Source organism: Alcanivorax sp. (genome assembly GCF_002726155.1).
Classification (GTDB): domain Bacteria; phylum Pseudomonadota; class Gammaproteobacteria; order Pseudomonadales; family Alcanivoracaceae; genus Alcanivorax.
The window spans coordinates 17798-34402 of sequence record NZ_PBSH01000003.1; the positions used below are offsets into that span (position 1 = coordinate 17798).

General features: G+C 58.9%; 12 protein-coding genes and 1 other RNA gene. 4 read left to right on the forward strand and 9 right to left on the reverse strand.

Going from position 1 to position 16605, the window contains the following annotated elements; genetic code table 11:
* Positions 1-3 precede the first annotated feature (3 nt).
* The 9 genes from CL546_RS00340 to CL546_RS00380 form a co-directional block, all read right to left on the reverse strand.
* A complete protein-coding gene (locus CL546_RS00340; protein WP_290492309.1) occupies positions 4-1359 on the reverse strand; it encodes an outer membrane protein transport protein in 1356 nt (451 codons plus the stop codon).
* Positions 1360-1719: 360 nt separating this feature from the next.
* Entirely contained in the window at positions 1720-4884 is a 3165-nt protein-coding gene (locus CL546_RS00345; protein WP_290492310.1) for an Ig-like domain-containing domain, read from the reverse strand.
* A 12-nt stretch (positions 4885-4896) separates the two neighbouring features.
* Entirely contained in the window at positions 4897-6261 is a 1365-nt protein-coding gene (locus tag CL546_RS00350; RefSeq protein WP_290492311.1) for an outer membrane protein transport protein, read from the reverse strand.
* A gap of 458 nt (positions 6262-6719) precedes the next feature.
* Positions 6720-8294 (reverse strand): ABC transporter permease, encoded by a 1575-nt coding sequence (locus tag CL546_RS00355; protein ID WP_290492312.1) that lies wholly within the window; start codon positions 8292-8294, stop codon positions 6720-6722.
* A 3-nt stretch (positions 8295-8297) separates the two neighbouring features.
* Entirely contained in the window at positions 8298-9308 is a 1011-nt protein-coding gene (locus CL546_RS00360; RefSeq protein WP_290492354.1) for an extracellular solute-binding protein, read from the reverse strand.
* 60 nt (positions 9309-9368) lie between these two features.
* Positions 9369-10637 (reverse strand): FAD-dependent monooxygenase, encoded by a 1269-nt coding sequence (locus CL546_RS00365; protein WP_290492313.1) that lies wholly within the window; start codon positions 10635-10637, stop codon positions 9369-9371.
* Positions 10638-10855: 218 nt separating this feature from the next.
* The gene (locus CL546_RS00370) at positions 10856-12028 is read right to left on the reverse strand and encodes an FAD-dependent monooxygenase (RefSeq protein WP_290492314.1); all 1173 of its coding nucleotides are present in this window, start codon (positions 12026-12028) and stop codon (positions 10856-10858) included.
* Positions 12029-12132: 104 nt separating this feature from the next.
* On the reverse strand, positions 12133-13455 hold the full coding sequence (pepP, locus tag CL546_RS00375) for a Xaa-Pro aminopeptidase (protein ID WP_290492315.1): 1323 nt from the start codon (positions 13453-13455) through the stop codon (positions 12133-12135).
* A 77-nt stretch (positions 13456-13532) separates the two neighbouring features.
* The gene (locus CL546_RS00380) at positions 13533-14123 is read right to left on the reverse strand and encodes a UPF0149 family protein (RefSeq protein WP_290492316.1); all 591 of its coding nucleotides are present in this window, start codon (positions 14121-14123) and stop codon (positions 13533-13535) included.
* A 234-nt stretch (positions 14124-14357) separates the two neighbouring features.
* On the opposite strand from CL546_RS00380, the gene CL546_RS00385 reads away from it, so the two are divergent.
* The 4 genes from CL546_RS00385 to ssrS all read left to right on the forward strand — a co-directional run bounded on the left by CL546_RS00385 (position 14358) and on the right by ssrS (position 16600).
* Positions 14358-14570 carry a TIGR02449 family protein gene (locus tag CL546_RS00385; protein ID WP_290492317.1) on the forward strand — a complete coding sequence of 71 codons (213 nt, stop codon included), beginning with the start codon at positions 14358-14360 and terminating at the stop codon, positions 14568-14570.
* Positions 14571-14621: 51 nt separating this feature from the next.
* Positions 14622-14933, forward strand: a complete 312-nt coding sequence (locus CL546_RS00390) for a cell division protein ZapA (protein ID WP_007149380.1) — start codon at positions 14622-14624, stop codon at positions 14931-14933.
* Positions 14934-15312: 379 nt separating this feature from the next.
* Positions 15313-16296, forward strand: a complete 984-nt coding sequence (locus tag CL546_RS00395) for an IS110 family RNA-guided transposase (protein ID WP_290492318.1) — start codon at positions 15313-15315, stop codon at positions 16294-16296.
* Between the two features lie 120 nt (positions 16297-16416).
* Positions 16417-16600: non-coding RNA, 6S RNA (ssrS, locus tag CL546_RS00400), on the forward strand.
* Positions 16601-16605: the final 5 nt, after the last annotated feature.

Sequence of the window (16605 nt, forward strand, 5' to 3'; positions counted from 1 at the left end):
CCGTTAGAACTTCAGCGTGATGGAGCCGGAAAACACATGGACATCGCCATCAGCCGTCACGACTTCGTAAGGATTGGCCACACCAGGACGTGTGGTCGTCAGCTCGAAATCACGCTCTTCCAGTTTCTGGAATTGGTAACCAAAATCCAGGCGTAGCGGGTACGCCAGAATCGGCGGATTCTGAATAATCAGGGAGCTGCCTACGCCCGCGATAATCTTGTCGCTATCCAGGTAGTTCACTCCTGGCGTTTGAATACTTTCCAGCGGGCTTTCCTGGTAGGCCACCCCCGCAGACAGGATCAGGTGTTCGTTGACCGTCCACTCTGCGCCCACGCGGGGCACTACGATATCCTTGAAGGTCGCGGCGGCTTGATCCTTAATCGTGTCACGGGCCAGCTCGTCTTCCAGATCTTTCCAGTTCTGCTGCTCCACAGTGACGGCCGCGCGGAAGTTATCACTGAAATGATAGAGAATGCCGGCACTGAAAATATCCGGCTGATAGGAATCGATCGTATCGATCAGCACGGTAATGCCCGGATCAATCACGGTACCAGGAATCGTCAGATTGGATTCCACCGAGGTGCGCGCTTCAGTGTGGCCACGGAACGCAAACGCGGTTTCCAAGCCAGTCCAGATGCCGCAATCTTCCTTGCCACAGAACACTTCGTCCCATTCAAAATTCAACGACAGAACCGGGCGAATCACCGGCTTGGCTGTCACGTTCAGTTCTTCGTATTGGGTATTCCCTGCCAGGTCGGCACTCGCCACCAGCGTGGCTTCCGAACGCAGGGAAATATGCGCAGACGCACCGGTGGTAATCCCGTTAGCTAACTCCAGGCCGCCACCAAGATTGAGGAAAAGAGGCTGCCGGCCATAGTTAAGGAACTGGCCTTCCTCGGATGTTTGCGATTTGAACGCCAGCATTTCTTCACCGTATTTTTCCACACCGGCAATAATGGCGAAGTAGATCGGATGCCCGAACTGGGTCAGATCGGTGAGATCGGTTTTCAGGGCAATGATCGTCTGCTGGGAATCGGTATCGTTGAGTACATCACCGTCTCGAATCACAGCCGGGGCACCACCGTTGGGATTACCCTGGCTCACGGCTCTAAGCTCTTGTTCACCGTGCAACAAACCCATAGTCAGTTCACCACGGGGATCCTGAGTCAGATAGGCCGGGTTGTAGTACAACGCGGACGCCTGGGTGTTGAACATGGAGAGCGCCTGCGCGGTCCCCACATCCGTCGGCAACAGGCCGTAAGTGCTGGCCGTATTACCCATGGCGGCATAAACAGGGCTGGACAAGGCGGTTGATATAATCGCAGCAGCCCCCCAGCGGGACAGGTTCTTGGTTGTCATAGCGCGTCTCCGGCGTTTGTTATTCGGTTTTTCGCCCAAGATCTACGGTCTCAGGCGCTGGGAGAACAACACGTGAAGGCTATGCAGCCTCTCGCTATTCCCCCCTGTGTATATGCAATAAGTAAAACAAAACGCCCGTGCTAGAGCCGTTGAGAAAAGGTTGGGATTGGTTGAGAAAGGTACGCGCAAGGGCGGGATATGCAGCGAAGTGTTGCGGGTCTGTAACGGGGAGCGGTCAGTGGTGAAGTCGGTTACCGGGCCGAAAAGGCAGCAGGCCGATTACGGCAGCCAACCCGAGCGCCAGGGTGACAGACATAAAAAAGCCGGCCCAAGGGCCGGCTGTAAAAACACAAACATCCGTTATTGCTTGATGGGCTCACCCAGGTACTGGAGCTTGACGCCACCCACCGGGATCTTCAGGTAAATCTTGGGATTCAGGAACAACACGGACAAGTTTACGTCCACAGCAATTTCGTTGCTGTTCAGCTGCTCAATTACCATTCGTCCATCCGGCAAGAACGTCACTGGACCCGCCAGCTTCATAGTCAACGGATAACTGTGCTGGTTATGGGAACCGTCGAGCAAAATGTGCATGTAAGGAGCATCCAGATAGAGCCGCACATCGGCACGGAACTCCGGCCCACTCGGGGTTTGTACGATCAGGCCGGGAATCAGCCCCTGACGCTCCCAGCTGTCATAGACAAAGCTGCCATCCGGTTTTTTCTTGCCACAGAAATTATCCGCATCTTCAGGCCAGGCTACGCAGTTGTAGCGCATCCGCATGAACTGGGTTTCCGTGGGAGTATCGCTCTCCGCAATCCCCAGAATTTTCACTTTCAGGGTCACGGAAGATGCCTGAATCATCGTTGGATACAGCCCCACCTTCACCGCAGGCCAGGCCTCAACCTCCGGCGTAGACGGGTCATCATAGGGCTGCGCATCGGCACCCATGACTTCGGAGTTAAGCCCACCAACCACATGGATTCCGCATTGTTCGGGCAAATCACAAACGAGTTTCGGATCAGATACCCCCCCTTCACTGCCGTTATCACCCTTGCTCGTGTCAATAATCAGCGCAGTGGTGTTGGCACCTGGTTCGCCCCCTTCATAACCCGGTTCTCCATTATCAAAATGGCCATTGCCATTAAGATCGGCAGTGGGCAGGTTTTTCAGTGGCTGGAATACCGTCTCGGTCGGCGCGGCCCCGATAAAGTGGTTCTCTATATCCGGGCCACCCATATCATCTGCTGGGGCGCGCAACATGGCAGTCTGCAAACGTTTGCCATCAGTCGAGCAAATGGCTTCGCCAGAGGTGCAGTCATCCGGTAATTGTCCGCTGGTGGCATTCACACTCTGCAAGGCATAGCGGTAATACACCCCTTCTTCCCAGGGCTGGTCCGGAGTAAAGACCAGGCTATTGGTGCCCACTTCCAGCGAACCGGTAACACCGTACTCACAGCGGTATTTACGCTTGTCACCATCGTCGTAACGCATCGGCGTACCCGTGGCCGGGTTCAACTCCACTTTCTCTACCCGGAAGCTCCCCACATCACAGGCGGTGGTGTTCTCGAAGACCACAGAGGCCGGGGCAATATCGCGGGTGAAATTGATGCGAATAGCCCGGTCCGCCGGCAGGTGGGACACCGGATTACGATCATCCTCGGTTTTGCCACCCTGACAGAAACCGTGGTTATCAAATTCAATTTCCCAATGCTCCTTGTCACTGGCACACGGAAAACCAGGGTAGGTGGTCAGCACACGCGGTGGCGGCAAATTACCGACACGGTTGGCCAGCTCGAAACTCTGGTTAACCGGGTTGACTGCATTGCCCGCCAGGTCCGTCACGGTGCCATCCACCACAGCGGTATAGCTTTCACCAAAGGCCAGCGGCTCGGCCGGGCGCATGACCAGGCTGGCGCCATCCAGGTACCAGTCAGCGTCCACATAACTGCCATTCTGTTGCAGCCCGAAACTGGTCTTGGCAAGCAAGGTCGCGCCATCCAGCGGCTCACTGAAATTCAGGATCACCGCATCACCTGGCCGCGCATTCATGGCGACGCCATTGCCATCCACGGCAGGCACCATGGATTGCAGCACAGGCGCGGTCATATCCGGTACCGGCTCAGGCGCGTTTTCCTGATCCTCGTAGGATTTCATGTGGAAGCTGAGCAGGCCGAAGGCGGTTTCCTGCCCCAGCACTTTCGGTTCCACGATACCCACCGCATCGATCTCCATGCGCCCGTCGTTGACCAGCGCCATGCCGTTCAGCTCCACATGCATCAAGGTCTGACTCAACGCACCATTCGCTTCCGGATTTTCCGCTGTCATGGACACATCCATGTACAGTTTCACCTGCTTGGGCGCTTCGTGAGCATCACTGTAGGGGTTGGGCATCAGGTAGCCAGAGGCATCAGACAGGAAGGTCACGGCGATGGCACCGGTCTCGATACCCGCCTCCACTTCACCGGCCACTTTCACTTCAATATTGCTGCCGGTGAGCAGGCTGTTGCGCGGGATCCGCAGCGGCGACACGTCCGGGTAGTTGGGCAGGAACGCCAGCTCGGCAAACACATCGCCACTCTGCATGGTGGCATCCTTGCTACCCAGCAGGGTGGACTGTACCGGCACGCAGTTCATGGTCGCACCCGTAAGCTTGGCCACCAGCGCGTCGTCCGCGTTGCAGGGATCCTCCGCTTGGTCGGTGGCACTGACCACGTCCTGCACCAGGGTGGCACGGGGCATTGAATCTTTCGCCACCCAAGTCTGGGTATAACCACCGGTGAGGCTGTCATCGGATTCGCCACGCACCGAGGTGCTGAACGACAGGGTGTAGCTCTCACCCGGTGTCAGGTCTTCCAGTGGATCTACCGTGACCGCATTGCCTTTTACCAGCAGGGCCGCAGGCACCAGGCCATCACTGCCTTCCAGCGTCACGGAATCGCCATACACCAGAGTGCTGGCATCCAGCATCTGGTTAAAGCGCACCCGCAGGGTGGAAAAATCCATGAACGGTAACTGTTCGCCATCCGGGATCACATTACGCACCGCCAGGTCCGGGGAGGCCATGCGATTGGACATGGGGCCATCGCTGGACAACCGGGTAACGAAATCCAGGCCACCATCCGGGAACACCGGGGAGCCGTTTTCCGTTTCTATACCATTAAGCACCAACCGGTAGTGGGTATGGGTTTGTAGCGGGGCAGCCGGCTGCAGCATGACCCCCATGCCCTCATCCACCGGCTGTGGCGCCTGCAAGGCAACCTGATTATTGCCGGTATCGGGGCAATCCCCGTCCAGCTGGGCACACTCCAGTAACGTAAAGTGGCCGGCATCCACGGTGACCGGATGGGAAAACCGAATGGACAGCGGCGTCTTTGGTGCCAAATCCTGCTGACCGTCGTAGGGAAAACTGTAATAGACCTCACCGGTCTGCCAGTTTTCCAGGGTGGGCTCGTCACCGGCCTCACCGCCACAGGCCGCCAGCAAGGCAGCCGCTGTAGCCAGAGATAGCGCTTTTAATTTCATCGCCATTACCTCCTAGAATTTGAGGGTGATGGAGCCGGAGAAAACGTGTACATCGCCTTCCGCTTCCACGGTTTCATAGGACTGCGGGAAGCTCGGGGAACGGCGGTCGTACAGATCAAACTCGCGTGGATCGAGCTGTTGATACTGGTAGGCCAGATCAAAACGCACTGGATAGGCCAGCACCGGAACGGACTTGTACTCTGCAGTGAGGCCCAGCCCCAGAATCATCTTGTCGGCATCCAGGTAGTTCACTTCCAGTGAGGCATTGGAATCCAGCGGCGATTCACTGAACGCCACACCACCGGTGAGCTTGTAGGTGTCGTTGATGTGGAATTCGCCACCGATACGCGGCACCACAATATCCTTGAAGCGCAGCTCGTAAGGCGCCCCACCGGTATTCACGGCCTGGTCCTTGATGGTGTCGCCTTCCAGCTCTTCTTCCAGGCGCGACCATTCCTGCATTTCTAACGTTACCCCAACGCGCCAGCGGTCCTGGCCATAGGCCAGACCAGCGGCATAGATATTCGGCTGATAGGAATCAATGGTGGTGATCGCCAGATTAATGCCCGGGTCCAGCACGGTGCCGGGGATAGTGATGGTGGAATCCACCGTGGTGTTGGTGTTGGAGTAACCGCGGTAACTGAACGCGGTTTCCAGCCCGTTGAACCAGCAGCTATCGCCTTCACCGCAGAAGCTCTCACCCCAGTCCATGTTGAGACCAAAGATTGGTCGAATGGAGGGCTTGGCCGACACATTCAGGGTTTCGTAGCTGGTTTCCCCAGCCAGTGTGGACGTCGCCACCAGCTCCGCTTCCGAATGCAGGGTAATCCGTGCGGACAGCCCCATATCCAGACCACGCCAGATTTGCGTACCGCCACCCAGGTTCAGAAACAACGGCTGGCGACCGTATTCGAAATACTGGCCGGAGGTGGAGGTCTGGGAATTGAACGCCAACATTTCCTCGCCGTATTTTTCCACGCCGAGCATAAAGCCGAGGTACAGGGGGTGGTCATACTTGGTCAGGGAAGTGAGGTCGGTCTTCATGCCCAGCAATACTTGCTGGGACGGTGAATCCTGGAGAATATCGCCATCGCGAAGCGGGGCGGACCCGCCACCGACAGAACTGGCACGCAGCTCATGGTCCGCGTGCAACAGACCGGTGGTCAGCTCACCGCGGCTGTCCTTGGCCAGATAGGCCGGGTTGTAATAAGTGGCGGATACTTGGCTATTGAACATGGACAAGGCCTGGGCGGAGGCCAGGTCGGAGGGAAGCACCCCGTAGGTAGTGCCGATATTCCCCATGCTGGCCATTACCGGTGACACAGACACAGCGCCAATTCCCGCCAGAACGACGGGAAGTAATTTCCGTATTGTCATGAAACTCTCCACAAGACGCGCCCGAAACGGGGCCGTTGTTATTATTTGGCGGTACACAAATTCAAGCATACCTGACCGTTATGCTGAGCAGTTTTTTGCTCACTATTATTGGCATCATCGTGCCAAATAGTGGACACATTTAATCACGACAATGTCGCAAAACATCACTGAGTTTACATATATACACAGAAATACACAGATGAACCACATTCGGAATACGCCGTTCTTCGTAGAAAAAAGCCGAGAAGCCGCGCTTTTATCCCGATAAGCGGCAATCCCCCACGATAAAACACCGGGACGATTGCACGGCTGTTAACTCCCGACAGCAACAGGGACGCAAAGACAAACAGCCAACGACATCACGATGAGAGCAGGGTCCACAAACAGCCCACCCGCAAGCGTTGCGGCTTAATGTCCGCCACCATCGAGAATCGATAACCAGGGTAATGAAGCAAGAATCAGCGGCGGCGGCTAAGCACGATGACAGGCACCAGCCCCAACAACACCAGGGTCAGTGACGGGGCGGCGGCACGCTGCCACTCCCCTTCAGCGGTAAGTTCATAGATACGCACTGCCAGCGTGTCCCAACCAAAGGGACGCAGCAGCAAGGTAGCAGGCATTTCTTTCATCACATCAATGCCCACCAGCAGCAGCGCGGTAAACAGCCCCGGCAGCATCATCGGCAGGTACACCCGGCGCCCCACCTCCGACGCGGTCGCCCCCAGCGTACGGGCCGCCTCCACCAAACTGGGGCGCACCTGCTGGAGGGCGTTTTCCACCGGGCCAAACGCCACCGCCAGAAATCGCACCACATAGGCCAGGATCAGCGCCGCCAGCCCGCCCACCAGCGGCACCGTCAGCCCCCACTGGTCCAGCCGGGCTTCCACGGCACTAAAGCTGACCATGATGCCCACCGCCAGCACCGAGCCGGGCAATGCATAGCCCAGCGTGGCCAACTGCACCGAACCGGATACCGCCTGCGACGGCTGGTGCCGTTTGACCCATGCCAGCCAACTGGCCAGCACCAGCACCAGCGAAGCGGCCATGGCACCCAACAGGAAGGTTCGCCAGATCAGACTGAAGAAGCGGCTATCCAGCCCGTCTATGCCAGTGCCCACCACCCAGTACAACAGGCGACACACCGGCAGCAAAAAGGCCATGAACAGGACCGCAAAGGCAAAAGCGGAGATCAGCCAGGCAAAGCGCGGCCGCACCCGCACAACCTGCCGCCCGCCCAGCTCGCTGAAACGGGCGCGGCGCCGGCCACGACGCTCCAGCCACAGGGCTACCAGCACAAACAGCAGCAGCAATGAGGCCAGCTGCGCGGCCGCCTGCAAATTGAACAGGCCATACCAGCTTTTATAAATCGCCGTGGTAAAGGTGTCGAAATTGAACACCGACACCGCGCCGAAATCCGCCAGAGTTTCCATCAACGCCAGCGCCAGCCCGGCGGCAATGCCGGGCCGCGCCATGGGCAAGGCCACCTTGAAGAAGGCGCGGACCGGGCCGTCGCCAAGAATCCGCGCCTGCTCCAGCACGGCGCGGCCCTGGGCCTGAAAGGCCAGCCGCGCCAGCATGTACACATAGGGGTAAAGCACCAGCGAGAGAGTCACCACTACCCACAAGGGGTGGCGAGCGCTGAAGCCGGGGAAGGCGCTCCACCAGCTGCGCATCTGGGTCTGGATCGGCCCGGCATAGTCGAGCAGATCCACCAGCACGAACGCCAGCACATAGGCGGGCATGGCCATGGGCAGCAGTAACGCCCATTGCAGCCAGCGACGACCGGGGAAGTCCAGGGTGGCCACACACCAGGCCAGGGTGATGCCCAGCAGCGACACGCCAATGGCCACGCCAATCATCAGGAATACCGTGTTGCCGATCAGGCGCAACAGCACCGTGTCCATCAGGTGCTGCCAGGTCGCCCATTCCTGCTGTCGCCAGGCAGCGAGCAGCACCAGAATGGGCACCACGACCAACAAGGCCAGCGTAATCACGCTGGCCCCACTGAACGAAAACGCGCCGCGCCGAATCACCGGTTAGCGGTATCCAGCGCGGTCCATCAGTTTCACCGCCTCCACCTGGAGGGCGCCGGCCACACTCACGTTCAGATCATCAGACTTGAACTCACCCCAGGAGCGTACTTCTTCCGGCGGTTTCACCGACGCATTCACCGGGTATTCCAGGTTGCGATCAGCCAGCAATTGCTGGGCGGCAGGCTGGGTCATCCACTCCAGCAAAGCCTTGGCTTTTTCCGGGTGCGGTGCATTCACCGTAACCCCGGCACCGGAAATGTTCACGTGCACGCCGCTGGACTCCTGGTTGGCCCAGAATAGCCCCAGTGGCAGCTGCGGGTTATCCCGCTTCATGCGACCGTAGTAGTAGGTATTAACGATACCAACATCACATTGACCGGCAACAATGGCTTCCATCAACGCGGTGTCGTTGGAGAACACATCCGTGGCCAGATTCGCCACCCAGCCGCGCACAACTTCCTCCGCCTTTTCTTCGCCCAGGCGCTCAATCATGGTTGCCACCAAAGACTGGTTATAAACCTTCTTGGAGGTGCGCAAGCACAAACGGCCTTTCCATTTCGGATCGGCCAGGTCTTCGTAGGTAGACAGCTCACTGGGCTGTAGCCGGTCCTTGGAATACACCAAGGTGCGGGCGCGCACGGTCAGGCCGTACCATTGCTTTTTCGGGTCGGTGAGCGCATCGGGCACATTGTTTTTCAGCACCACGGATTCCACCGGGCTGAGCAGGCCTTTTTCTGCCGCATTCCACAGATTACCGGCATCCACCGTAATCAGCATATCCGCCGGGGAGCGTTCGCCTTCTGCCTGCAAACGGGCGGTAAGTGCTGACGCGTTGTCGGTGATATACCGAATCCGCACACCGGTGGCTTCGGTGTAGGCATCAAACACCGGTTTGATCAGGTGATCGTTTCGGGAGGTATACACCACCAGCTCTTCATCGGCGGCCGGTTCGGAACACCCCCACAGGCCAGACGCCATAACCAAGGCGCCAACTATGATGCCAAACACGCGCATATCCATTCGCTCCAATTATTCGCAAACAAGAATGATTCTTAACTTCTGCCAGTATGGCAGCTAACGTGAGCCATCTCTAGCATCAAACGCTGGCGACTTTGCCCGGGCCGGCAAGTCCATGGTGCGCCCCATGGCCTGACGGGCGAAAAACCCTTTCACCGGAGCGGCCTGATTCACCCAACGCATACCCGTGTTGCGCAACCAGCGCACCGGCATGGCACGCTGCTCGAACAGGGACTGGAACCCGCGCATGGCATTCTGCATCAGCAAGTTTTCACCGCGACGGCGGCGCTGGTAACGCGCCAGCGCACTGGGATCCGCGCAGCTTCGCCCTTGCTCACAGGCCCGGACAACTTCTTCTGCCAGCACTGCTGCATCCAGCAAGCCCAGGTTCACACCTTGCCCGGCCAATGGGTGTATCACATGCGCAGCATCACCCACCAGCGCCAGCCCCGCCGATACATACTGGCTGGCGTGACGCTCTTGAATCGGAAATACCGCCCGTTCGCTGAGCAGGGTCACCGGCCCCAGGGCGTCACCCACGGCGGCCTGCAATTCTGCCGCAAAAGAGACCGCATCCTTGTCACGCAGTTCCGCAACCCGTTCCGGCCAGCCGGACCAGACGATGGAACATTGCCGCTGATCCCCTTGCTTCGCGTCCGTGAATAACGGCAACAACGCCAACGGCCCACTTTCCATAAAGACCTGCCGGGCACAAGCGCCATGGGGCTGCGCGGTGGCGATGGTGGCCACCAATGCATGATGGCCACTGTCACGCGGGCCACCACTGATGCCCGCCTGCTCGCGCACCTGCGAACGCGCACCGTCTGCACCCACCAGCAGGTCTGCCTGCCAGCAGGCATCGCCACTGCGCACCGTCCATTGTCCGCTGCCGGCATCACGACGCAGGGCATCCACCTGCACGCCGCATTGCCAGTCCAGCGTCGGCAAGGCAGCTGCTTTCTGGTACAACGCAGCGGCCAGGTGACCGTTCTCCAGCAACCAGCCCAGGCTTTCGGCACCCACGTCCTCCGCCTGAAACAGCACGTCGCCGGTACCATCCTGATCCCACACCTGCATCGCACTGTAGGACTGCACCCGCGACGCATCCAGATAATCCCACACCCCGGTATTGCGCAGCAGCCAATGGCTGGCCTCGGTGAGCGTGGACACCCGCAACTGCGCATTGCCCTGCGGCATAACCGGGGCAGGCGCGCCGTCCAGCACGGTCACCTTCAACCCTTGCTCCGCCAACAGCACCGCCAGCAACCCACCGGTCATGCCACCGCCAACGATGATGATGTGTTGTTGATCAACCTGTTCTGTCATGGGCGCATTCTTCAAAGGTCGATGCTCGCTGTTGATATGTAGGAGCGCCGCTTGAGGCGCGAATGTCCACGATCTTTAACCCACGTTGCTGCATTTGCATCGTTAGCCTGCCGGTATCAAGCACCGAAGCAGCTGCAAACGCTTCGCGCCTCAAGCGGCGCTCCTACAGCAGCTTCGTAGCATGGTTTTCGCTATTAACGGTTAACTATTCACTGTCCTTAAAGCCCCATGGCCCGCTTCGCAAAACCGCTGCGCAGACCCGGCAAAATATCCATGGCTACCAATCCCAACTGGCGACTGTGCGCAAACAGCGGCTGCTGCACCCGGAACAATTCCGGCACCCAACGGGATGCCTGGCCGATAAGAGCCTGGTCCTTTTCCCGCTTTTGCGCATAGGCCTGCAGGGTTGCCAGGCTACCGGGGTCGGGATTGCCGCCCACGGTCTGCGCCAGCGCCAGCAGATCCCGCACCGCCAGATTAAAGCCTTGCCCGGCAACCGGGTGCAGGGTGTGAGCGGCATTACCGACCACCACCCCATGGGGCACCACCTGGGCACAGGCATCGGTGAGTATCAACGGGTAGCGCTGGCGCTCACCGATACCACCAAGGCGTGGCGCGTCCGCCGGACAACGGCCCTGCAGCTGCGCCAGCGCTTCATTATCCGTCAGCGCCATCCACTGATTCACCTGTGCCCGCGGGCCGGTCCACACCAGCGCCATGCGCTGATCGGGCAGCGGCAACAGAGCCAGTGGTCCGTCATTCAGGAAACGTTCGTAAGCGATGCCGTTGTGCGACGCTTTCAAAGACAGGTTAGCGATCAAGGCATCGTGACCAGTGTCATGATCCCGAGCGCTGATACCCAACCACTCCCGGGTCTTGGACCGGGCGCCGTCGGCGGCGATCAACAGCGGCGTCTCCAGCATCTCGCCACTGGCCAGAGCGACCTGGTAACCGCCCTCTTGCCGGCGAATACCCGACAAGGTATCCGGCGCCCGCACCTCAATGCCCTTATCCGCAAACAGGGCGCCGAGCAACACAAAACCCAACCAGCGATTTTCCACTACGGCGCCCAACTGCTCCACCCCTTCTTCCACGGCGGACATGCGAGTCATACCGAGGTGGGATTGTCGCGACACATGCACCGTACCGATAGCGGCCGCGTGCTCACGAACGGCATTGCCAAGACCGAGATCATCCAGCACCGCCAACGTCCCCGCGGACAAGGCCGTGCTGCGGGCATCAAAACTGGGTGTCAGGGGGGGAGCATCCGGCAGGGACAGCGGATGACTTTCAATCAGCACCACCGACTCGGCACCGTGGCGACGCAACAACAACGCCAACAAGGCCCCGGCCATACCGCCGCCAACAATCACCAAAGGCTGTTGCGTCATTCCAACGTCCATTTTCGCTGTAGGAGCGCCACGTGAGGCGCACATCACCAAAGGGCCGAGTTACGAAAAACATAACGCCCAGGGTTTTCGATACTCGGCACTCGTTACTCGCGACTGCCCTTCATTACCTTTTCGATCTCCGCCACGTCCTTCGGCACCTCGTGACTAAGCACTTCGCAGCCGGTTTTGGTCACCAGCACATCATCCTCGATGCGGATGCCAATGCCCCGCCATTGCTCGTCCACCGTGGTGTCATCCGGCGCCACATAGAGCCCCGGCTCCACGGTCAGCGCCATGCCCGGCTCCAGTTGGCGCCATTGTTCCTGAATGCGGTAATCACCCACGTCATGCACATCCAGACCCAGCCAATGGCCGGTGCGGTGCATGAAGAATTGTCGGTAGCCTTCCGTTTCCACCAGCTCGTTGAATTCCCCTTTCAACAGACCCAGGTCGATCAACCCCTGAGTCAGGATATTCACCACCTGCTCGTGGGGCACGTTCCAGTGGTTGTCCGGGTGGGTGGCTTCGATGGCCGCATACTGGCTGGCCAGCACCAACTCATACAGCGCCTGCTGAGGCTTGCTGAATGTGCCATTCACCGGAAAGGTACGGGTAATATCGGATGCATAGTGTTCCAGCTCGCAACCGGCATCCACCAGCACCAGATCACCGGCTTTCAGCTTTCCGGTGTTTTCGATGTAATGAAGAATGCAGCTATTGGCGCCGCCACCGACGATGCTCGGGTAGGCCGGGCTGCGCGAACCGTGGCGCATGAATTCGTGGATGTATTCTGCTTCCAGCTGGTATTCCATCATGCCCGGTTTGACCGCCTGCATGGCGCGCACATGGGCGCCGGCAGAAATGCTGGCCGCCTTGCGCATCAGCTTGCCTTCGGCGGCGGATTTGAACAGCCGCAGGTCGTGCAGATGATGGGCCAGCGCCACGAATTCACCCGGCGGATGCGCGCCACTGCGCACTCGTTCGCGGATACTGTTGACCCAGCCCATCAGGCGCCGGTCGAATTCGCTGTCGTGGCCCAGATCGTAATAGACCCGCTCGCTGCCTTCGATCAGGCCCGGGAGAATTTCATCAATATCGCTGATCGGGAATGCATCGTCCGCATCGTATTCGGATACCGCACCTTCCGGCCCGGCGCGGTAGCCATTCCAGATTTCCATGGTGCGATCGCGGTCGCGACAGAACAGCACGTACTCACCATGCTCCCGCCCCGGCAGCAGCACCATCACCGCTTCCGGCTCTGCAAAACCGGTGAGATACCAGAAATCGCTGTTCTGCCGGTAGGGGTATTCCACGTCCCGGTTGCGGGTGCGCTCCGGGGCGGCGGGCAGAATAGCAATGCTGTTGGGCCCCATGATGGTCATCAGTTCCTGACGACGACGGGCGAATTCCTGGCGACTGATACTCAAAACGACTCCTTAATAACGCAACAGGCGGCACGCTTCACGTAACTCACGCAAAAAACCAAACGCCTGGTCCCCACCACTTAATGGCGGGTTGGCGGTGTTTTATCCGCCGGGGCCGCATCCGGCTTGCCCTGATGGCGCATGACCAGCTCAGTGTAAATCATCAAGGCCGACATCCGGCAGTGCTCGGCCACCTGCTCGAACATGTCTTCCTCGGCGTCGCCGTCATCATCCGGCGTGGCCACCTGGCTGATCGCCGCCAGATCTGACAGGGCTTCCTGCACGCCCGGCGACAGGTCCTTGTCGTGGGTGTTGGCCGAGCCGGTACCGAAACCCACCAGAAAGCCTTCGCTCCACTGGGCCAGTGCGGCCACCCGCAAGCCCAGGTCATCCTCATCCGCCGGCAGCAGCAGGTTCAGCTCCAGACCGGTGCCCTGATAACCGCCGTGTAACTGATCCCGAACCGTCAGCAAGGCACCATTCATCTCGGCACCGAAACCCTCCGGCATATCCACGTGGGCAGCCAGCACCCCAAGCAGTTCCTCATTGTGGCCGCCGTGCCCGGTGGCCAGCAGGCCGGCAATCACCCCCTGCAATTCACTGGGAGAATGCTTTACGCCAGCCGCAGCCAGCCCCTGGACGAGAACCTCAAAATCAATATCGTTGGACATGCGTCTTTCCGTTTTCAACAGCCGGTGATCCGCTGGCGCGGCGGCCCCGGGAAGCAGAGTTGGGGATTACCTGAGAAGTGTGTGCTAAGTGGCTATCACACTTGAATTTCATTGACCCTTACAGACCCCACACCTATAGTACAAAAAGCCTGCAATCCGGGTGGGGGCGCCATCACCGGAAAATACCGGTAAGGTGCAGGGGAGCTACCTTAGGCGAACAGCGACCATTTTGCCATGACGACGGAACAACAACTGAGGCAACTGGAAGCCCGAGTCGATGACCTGCTGCGCATCAGCGCGCGGTTGCGTCAAGAGAACCAGGCCTTGCAAGATCGCGAGAGCAAACTGGTGGAAGAACGGGCCCAGTTACTGAAAAAAAATGATGCGGCCCGCAGTAAAGTCGAGGCCATCATCTCGCGTCTGAAATCTCTCGAGCAGGAATCCTGAACGTGATCGCCTGCCTGACTCTGACCCACAGCCAATGCGGTGTAATCCGGAATGTCTAACGAAAACTCCCTGGTAATTCACCTACTGGACAAGGAGTATCGCGTCGCCTGCCCCGCCGGGGAACAGGACAACCTGCTGGCGGCCGCCCGTTATCTGGACGAACAGATGCGCGAAGTGCGTGATGCCAATGTGATCGGCCTGGAACGCATTGCCATCATGACGGCCCTGAACATGAGCCACGAACTGCTCCGCGCCCGCCAGAGCGTCTCCCAGGATTCCGAAAGCGAAGCCCGCGTGCAGGCCCTGCTCGGCCGCCTGGAAGATGAAATCCAGGCCTTCGAAGACGCCCGCCGGAAGCTGTAATACAACACACTTCACTTTCTACAAGGCTCCTGTAGGAGCACCTCTCGAGGTGCGAACCCGAGCCCAAGCGAGGGAAGGGGCCCGGCCAACCCGCTCTCCTTTCTGGAGAGACCTGTCGATCCCCGGCATCTCTGATCGCCCTGCGGGCGATTTCCACGCTGACGCGTGCTTCGTCCCCTGGAAGGGAACTCCTTGTATCTCTCCATGAGTGCTGATTAGCTACCGGCACTCACGGGTCGGGTTAAAGCCCGTGGAACTCCTGAGGGCATAGACCCTGTGCTGTAGATCTGGCTCCGACCCATATTCTCTTAAATCTGAACGGTATCCGGGCTCTCCCCACCGCGGGATGAAGCCGCATAAGCAAGGGAAGACACGAGAGATGCAGTTTGTTGGAATTGATGTCAGCAAGAAGAAGTTCGACACGCTTTGGCTACGCCAAACCCGGCCCCAGAAGGTGAAGACGCGGGTTTTCCAGAATAAGCGAGACCAGGAAAAGGCCGTTGTGCAGTGGTTGCTCAAACAAACCGGTGCAAACCCTTCCGAGATCCATGTGGTGCTGGAAGCCACCTGTGTTTACCACGAGAACCTGACCTATGCCCTCCATGAAGCCGGCATGCAAGTGTATGTGGCGAACCCGGCGCGTACCCGAGACTTCGCCAAGAGCGAAGGGTTCTTGAGTAAGACAGACAAGCTCGATTCGCTGTGCCTGGCTCTGTACGCGAAGGAGAAGCATGAGCGGCTTCATCAGTGGCAGCCGGAAGCGCCGGAGATCAGGCAATTAAGGGCGTTGAGCGCTCGTCTGGAGGCTCTGGAGAAAGACCAGCAGCGGGAAGAAAACAGGCTGGAAAAAGCGGAGTTCAACCAGTCCAGCGACCGGGTGATTGCGTCTATCAAGGACATGATTGCAGCGCTAAAGGAAGAGATCCGCAAGCTGAAGCAGGATATCGATGATCACATTGATGGCCACCCCCAACTGAACAAAGACCGAGCCTTACTCGATAGCATCAAGGGGGTGGGTGATGTGATGTCCAGGGAGCTGTTGTCGCTGATACACAGTCGACAGTTCAAGTCGGCCAAGCAGTGTGCTGCCTTCGTGGGCTTAACGCCGATGCACAACGAATCCGGCGACGCGAGAAAACCGGCAAGGATCCGCAAAGCGGGGCACTCCAACGTACGCGGCAGGCTGTATATGGCTGCGGTCACCGCATGCACGTACAACCCGGACATACGGGCATTACGGCGGCGCATGGAAGCCAAGGGAAAGTCAGGCATGGCGATAGTTGTTGCCGCCATGCGCAAGATGGTGCAAATCGCCTATGGTGTGATCAAGCACCAGCAGGAATATACCCCGCAGGTCGCATAGAGAGGACTTGCAGGGTATGGAGAGAGACGGTATCTACAGCGACCCCGAGTAAACGCCAACGAAATCCCTGCCCTGTCAAGACTGACCCGCCCCCCACACCCCTGATATAATGACCTCAAGTGCTTCCTGGCCCGTGCGCCAGAGGGTCAAGTCCCCTTGCCGATAATGTACTACCCGGGGGCATAAATTGCCTTGTCCGTGTGCATGTCCGCCTATTGAGCGGAAAGCCTGAGGGCAAAGCTGCTGCCTCCACCTTGAACCTTCGGTTCAAGGGTCAAACCCGCAGCGGCGGGCCGGGAAGCACCCTTT

Bases quoted from the DNA above. Each gene is read 5' to 3' on its own strand.
- CL546_RS00350 (WP_290492311.1), bottom strand. From the start codon at position 6,261: ATGACAATACGGAAATTACTTCCCGTCGTTCTGGCGGGAATTGGCGCT.
- CL546_RS00390 (WP_007149380.1), top strand. From the start codon at position 14,622: ATGTCTAACGAAAACTCCCTGGTAATTCACCTACTGGACAAGGAGTAT.
- CL546_RS00370 (WP_290492314.1), bottom strand. From the start codon at position 12,028: ATGACGCAACAGCCTTTGGTGATTGTTGGCGGCGGTATGGCCGGGGCC.
- CL546_RS00385 (WP_290492317.1), top strand. From the start codon at position 14,358: ATGACGACGGAACAACAACTGAGGCAACTGGAAGCCCGAGTCGATGAC.
- CL546_RS00340 (WP_290492309.1), bottom strand. From the start codon at position 1,359: ATGACAACCAAGAACCTGTCCCGCTGGGGGGCTGCTGCGATTATATCA.
- CL546_RS00395 (WP_290492318.1), top strand. From the start codon at position 15,313: ATGCAGTTTGTTGGAATTGATGTCAGCAAGAAGAAGTTCGACACGCTT.
- CL546_RS00360 (WP_290492354.1), bottom strand. From the start codon at position 9,308: ATGCGCGTGTTTGGCATCATAGTTGGCGCCTTGGTTATGGCGTCTGGC.
- CL546_RS00380 (WP_290492316.1), bottom strand. From the start codon at position 14,123: ATGTCCAACGATATTGATTTTGAGGTTCTCGTCCAGGGGCTGGCTGCG.
- CL546_RS00365 (WP_290492313.1), bottom strand. From the start codon at position 10,637: ATGACAGAACAGGTTGATCAACAACACATCATCATCGTTGGCGGTGGC.
- CL546_RS00345 (WP_290492310.1), bottom strand. From the start codon at position 4,884: ATGAAATTAAAAGCGCTATCTCTGGCTACAGCGGCTGCCTTGCTGGCG.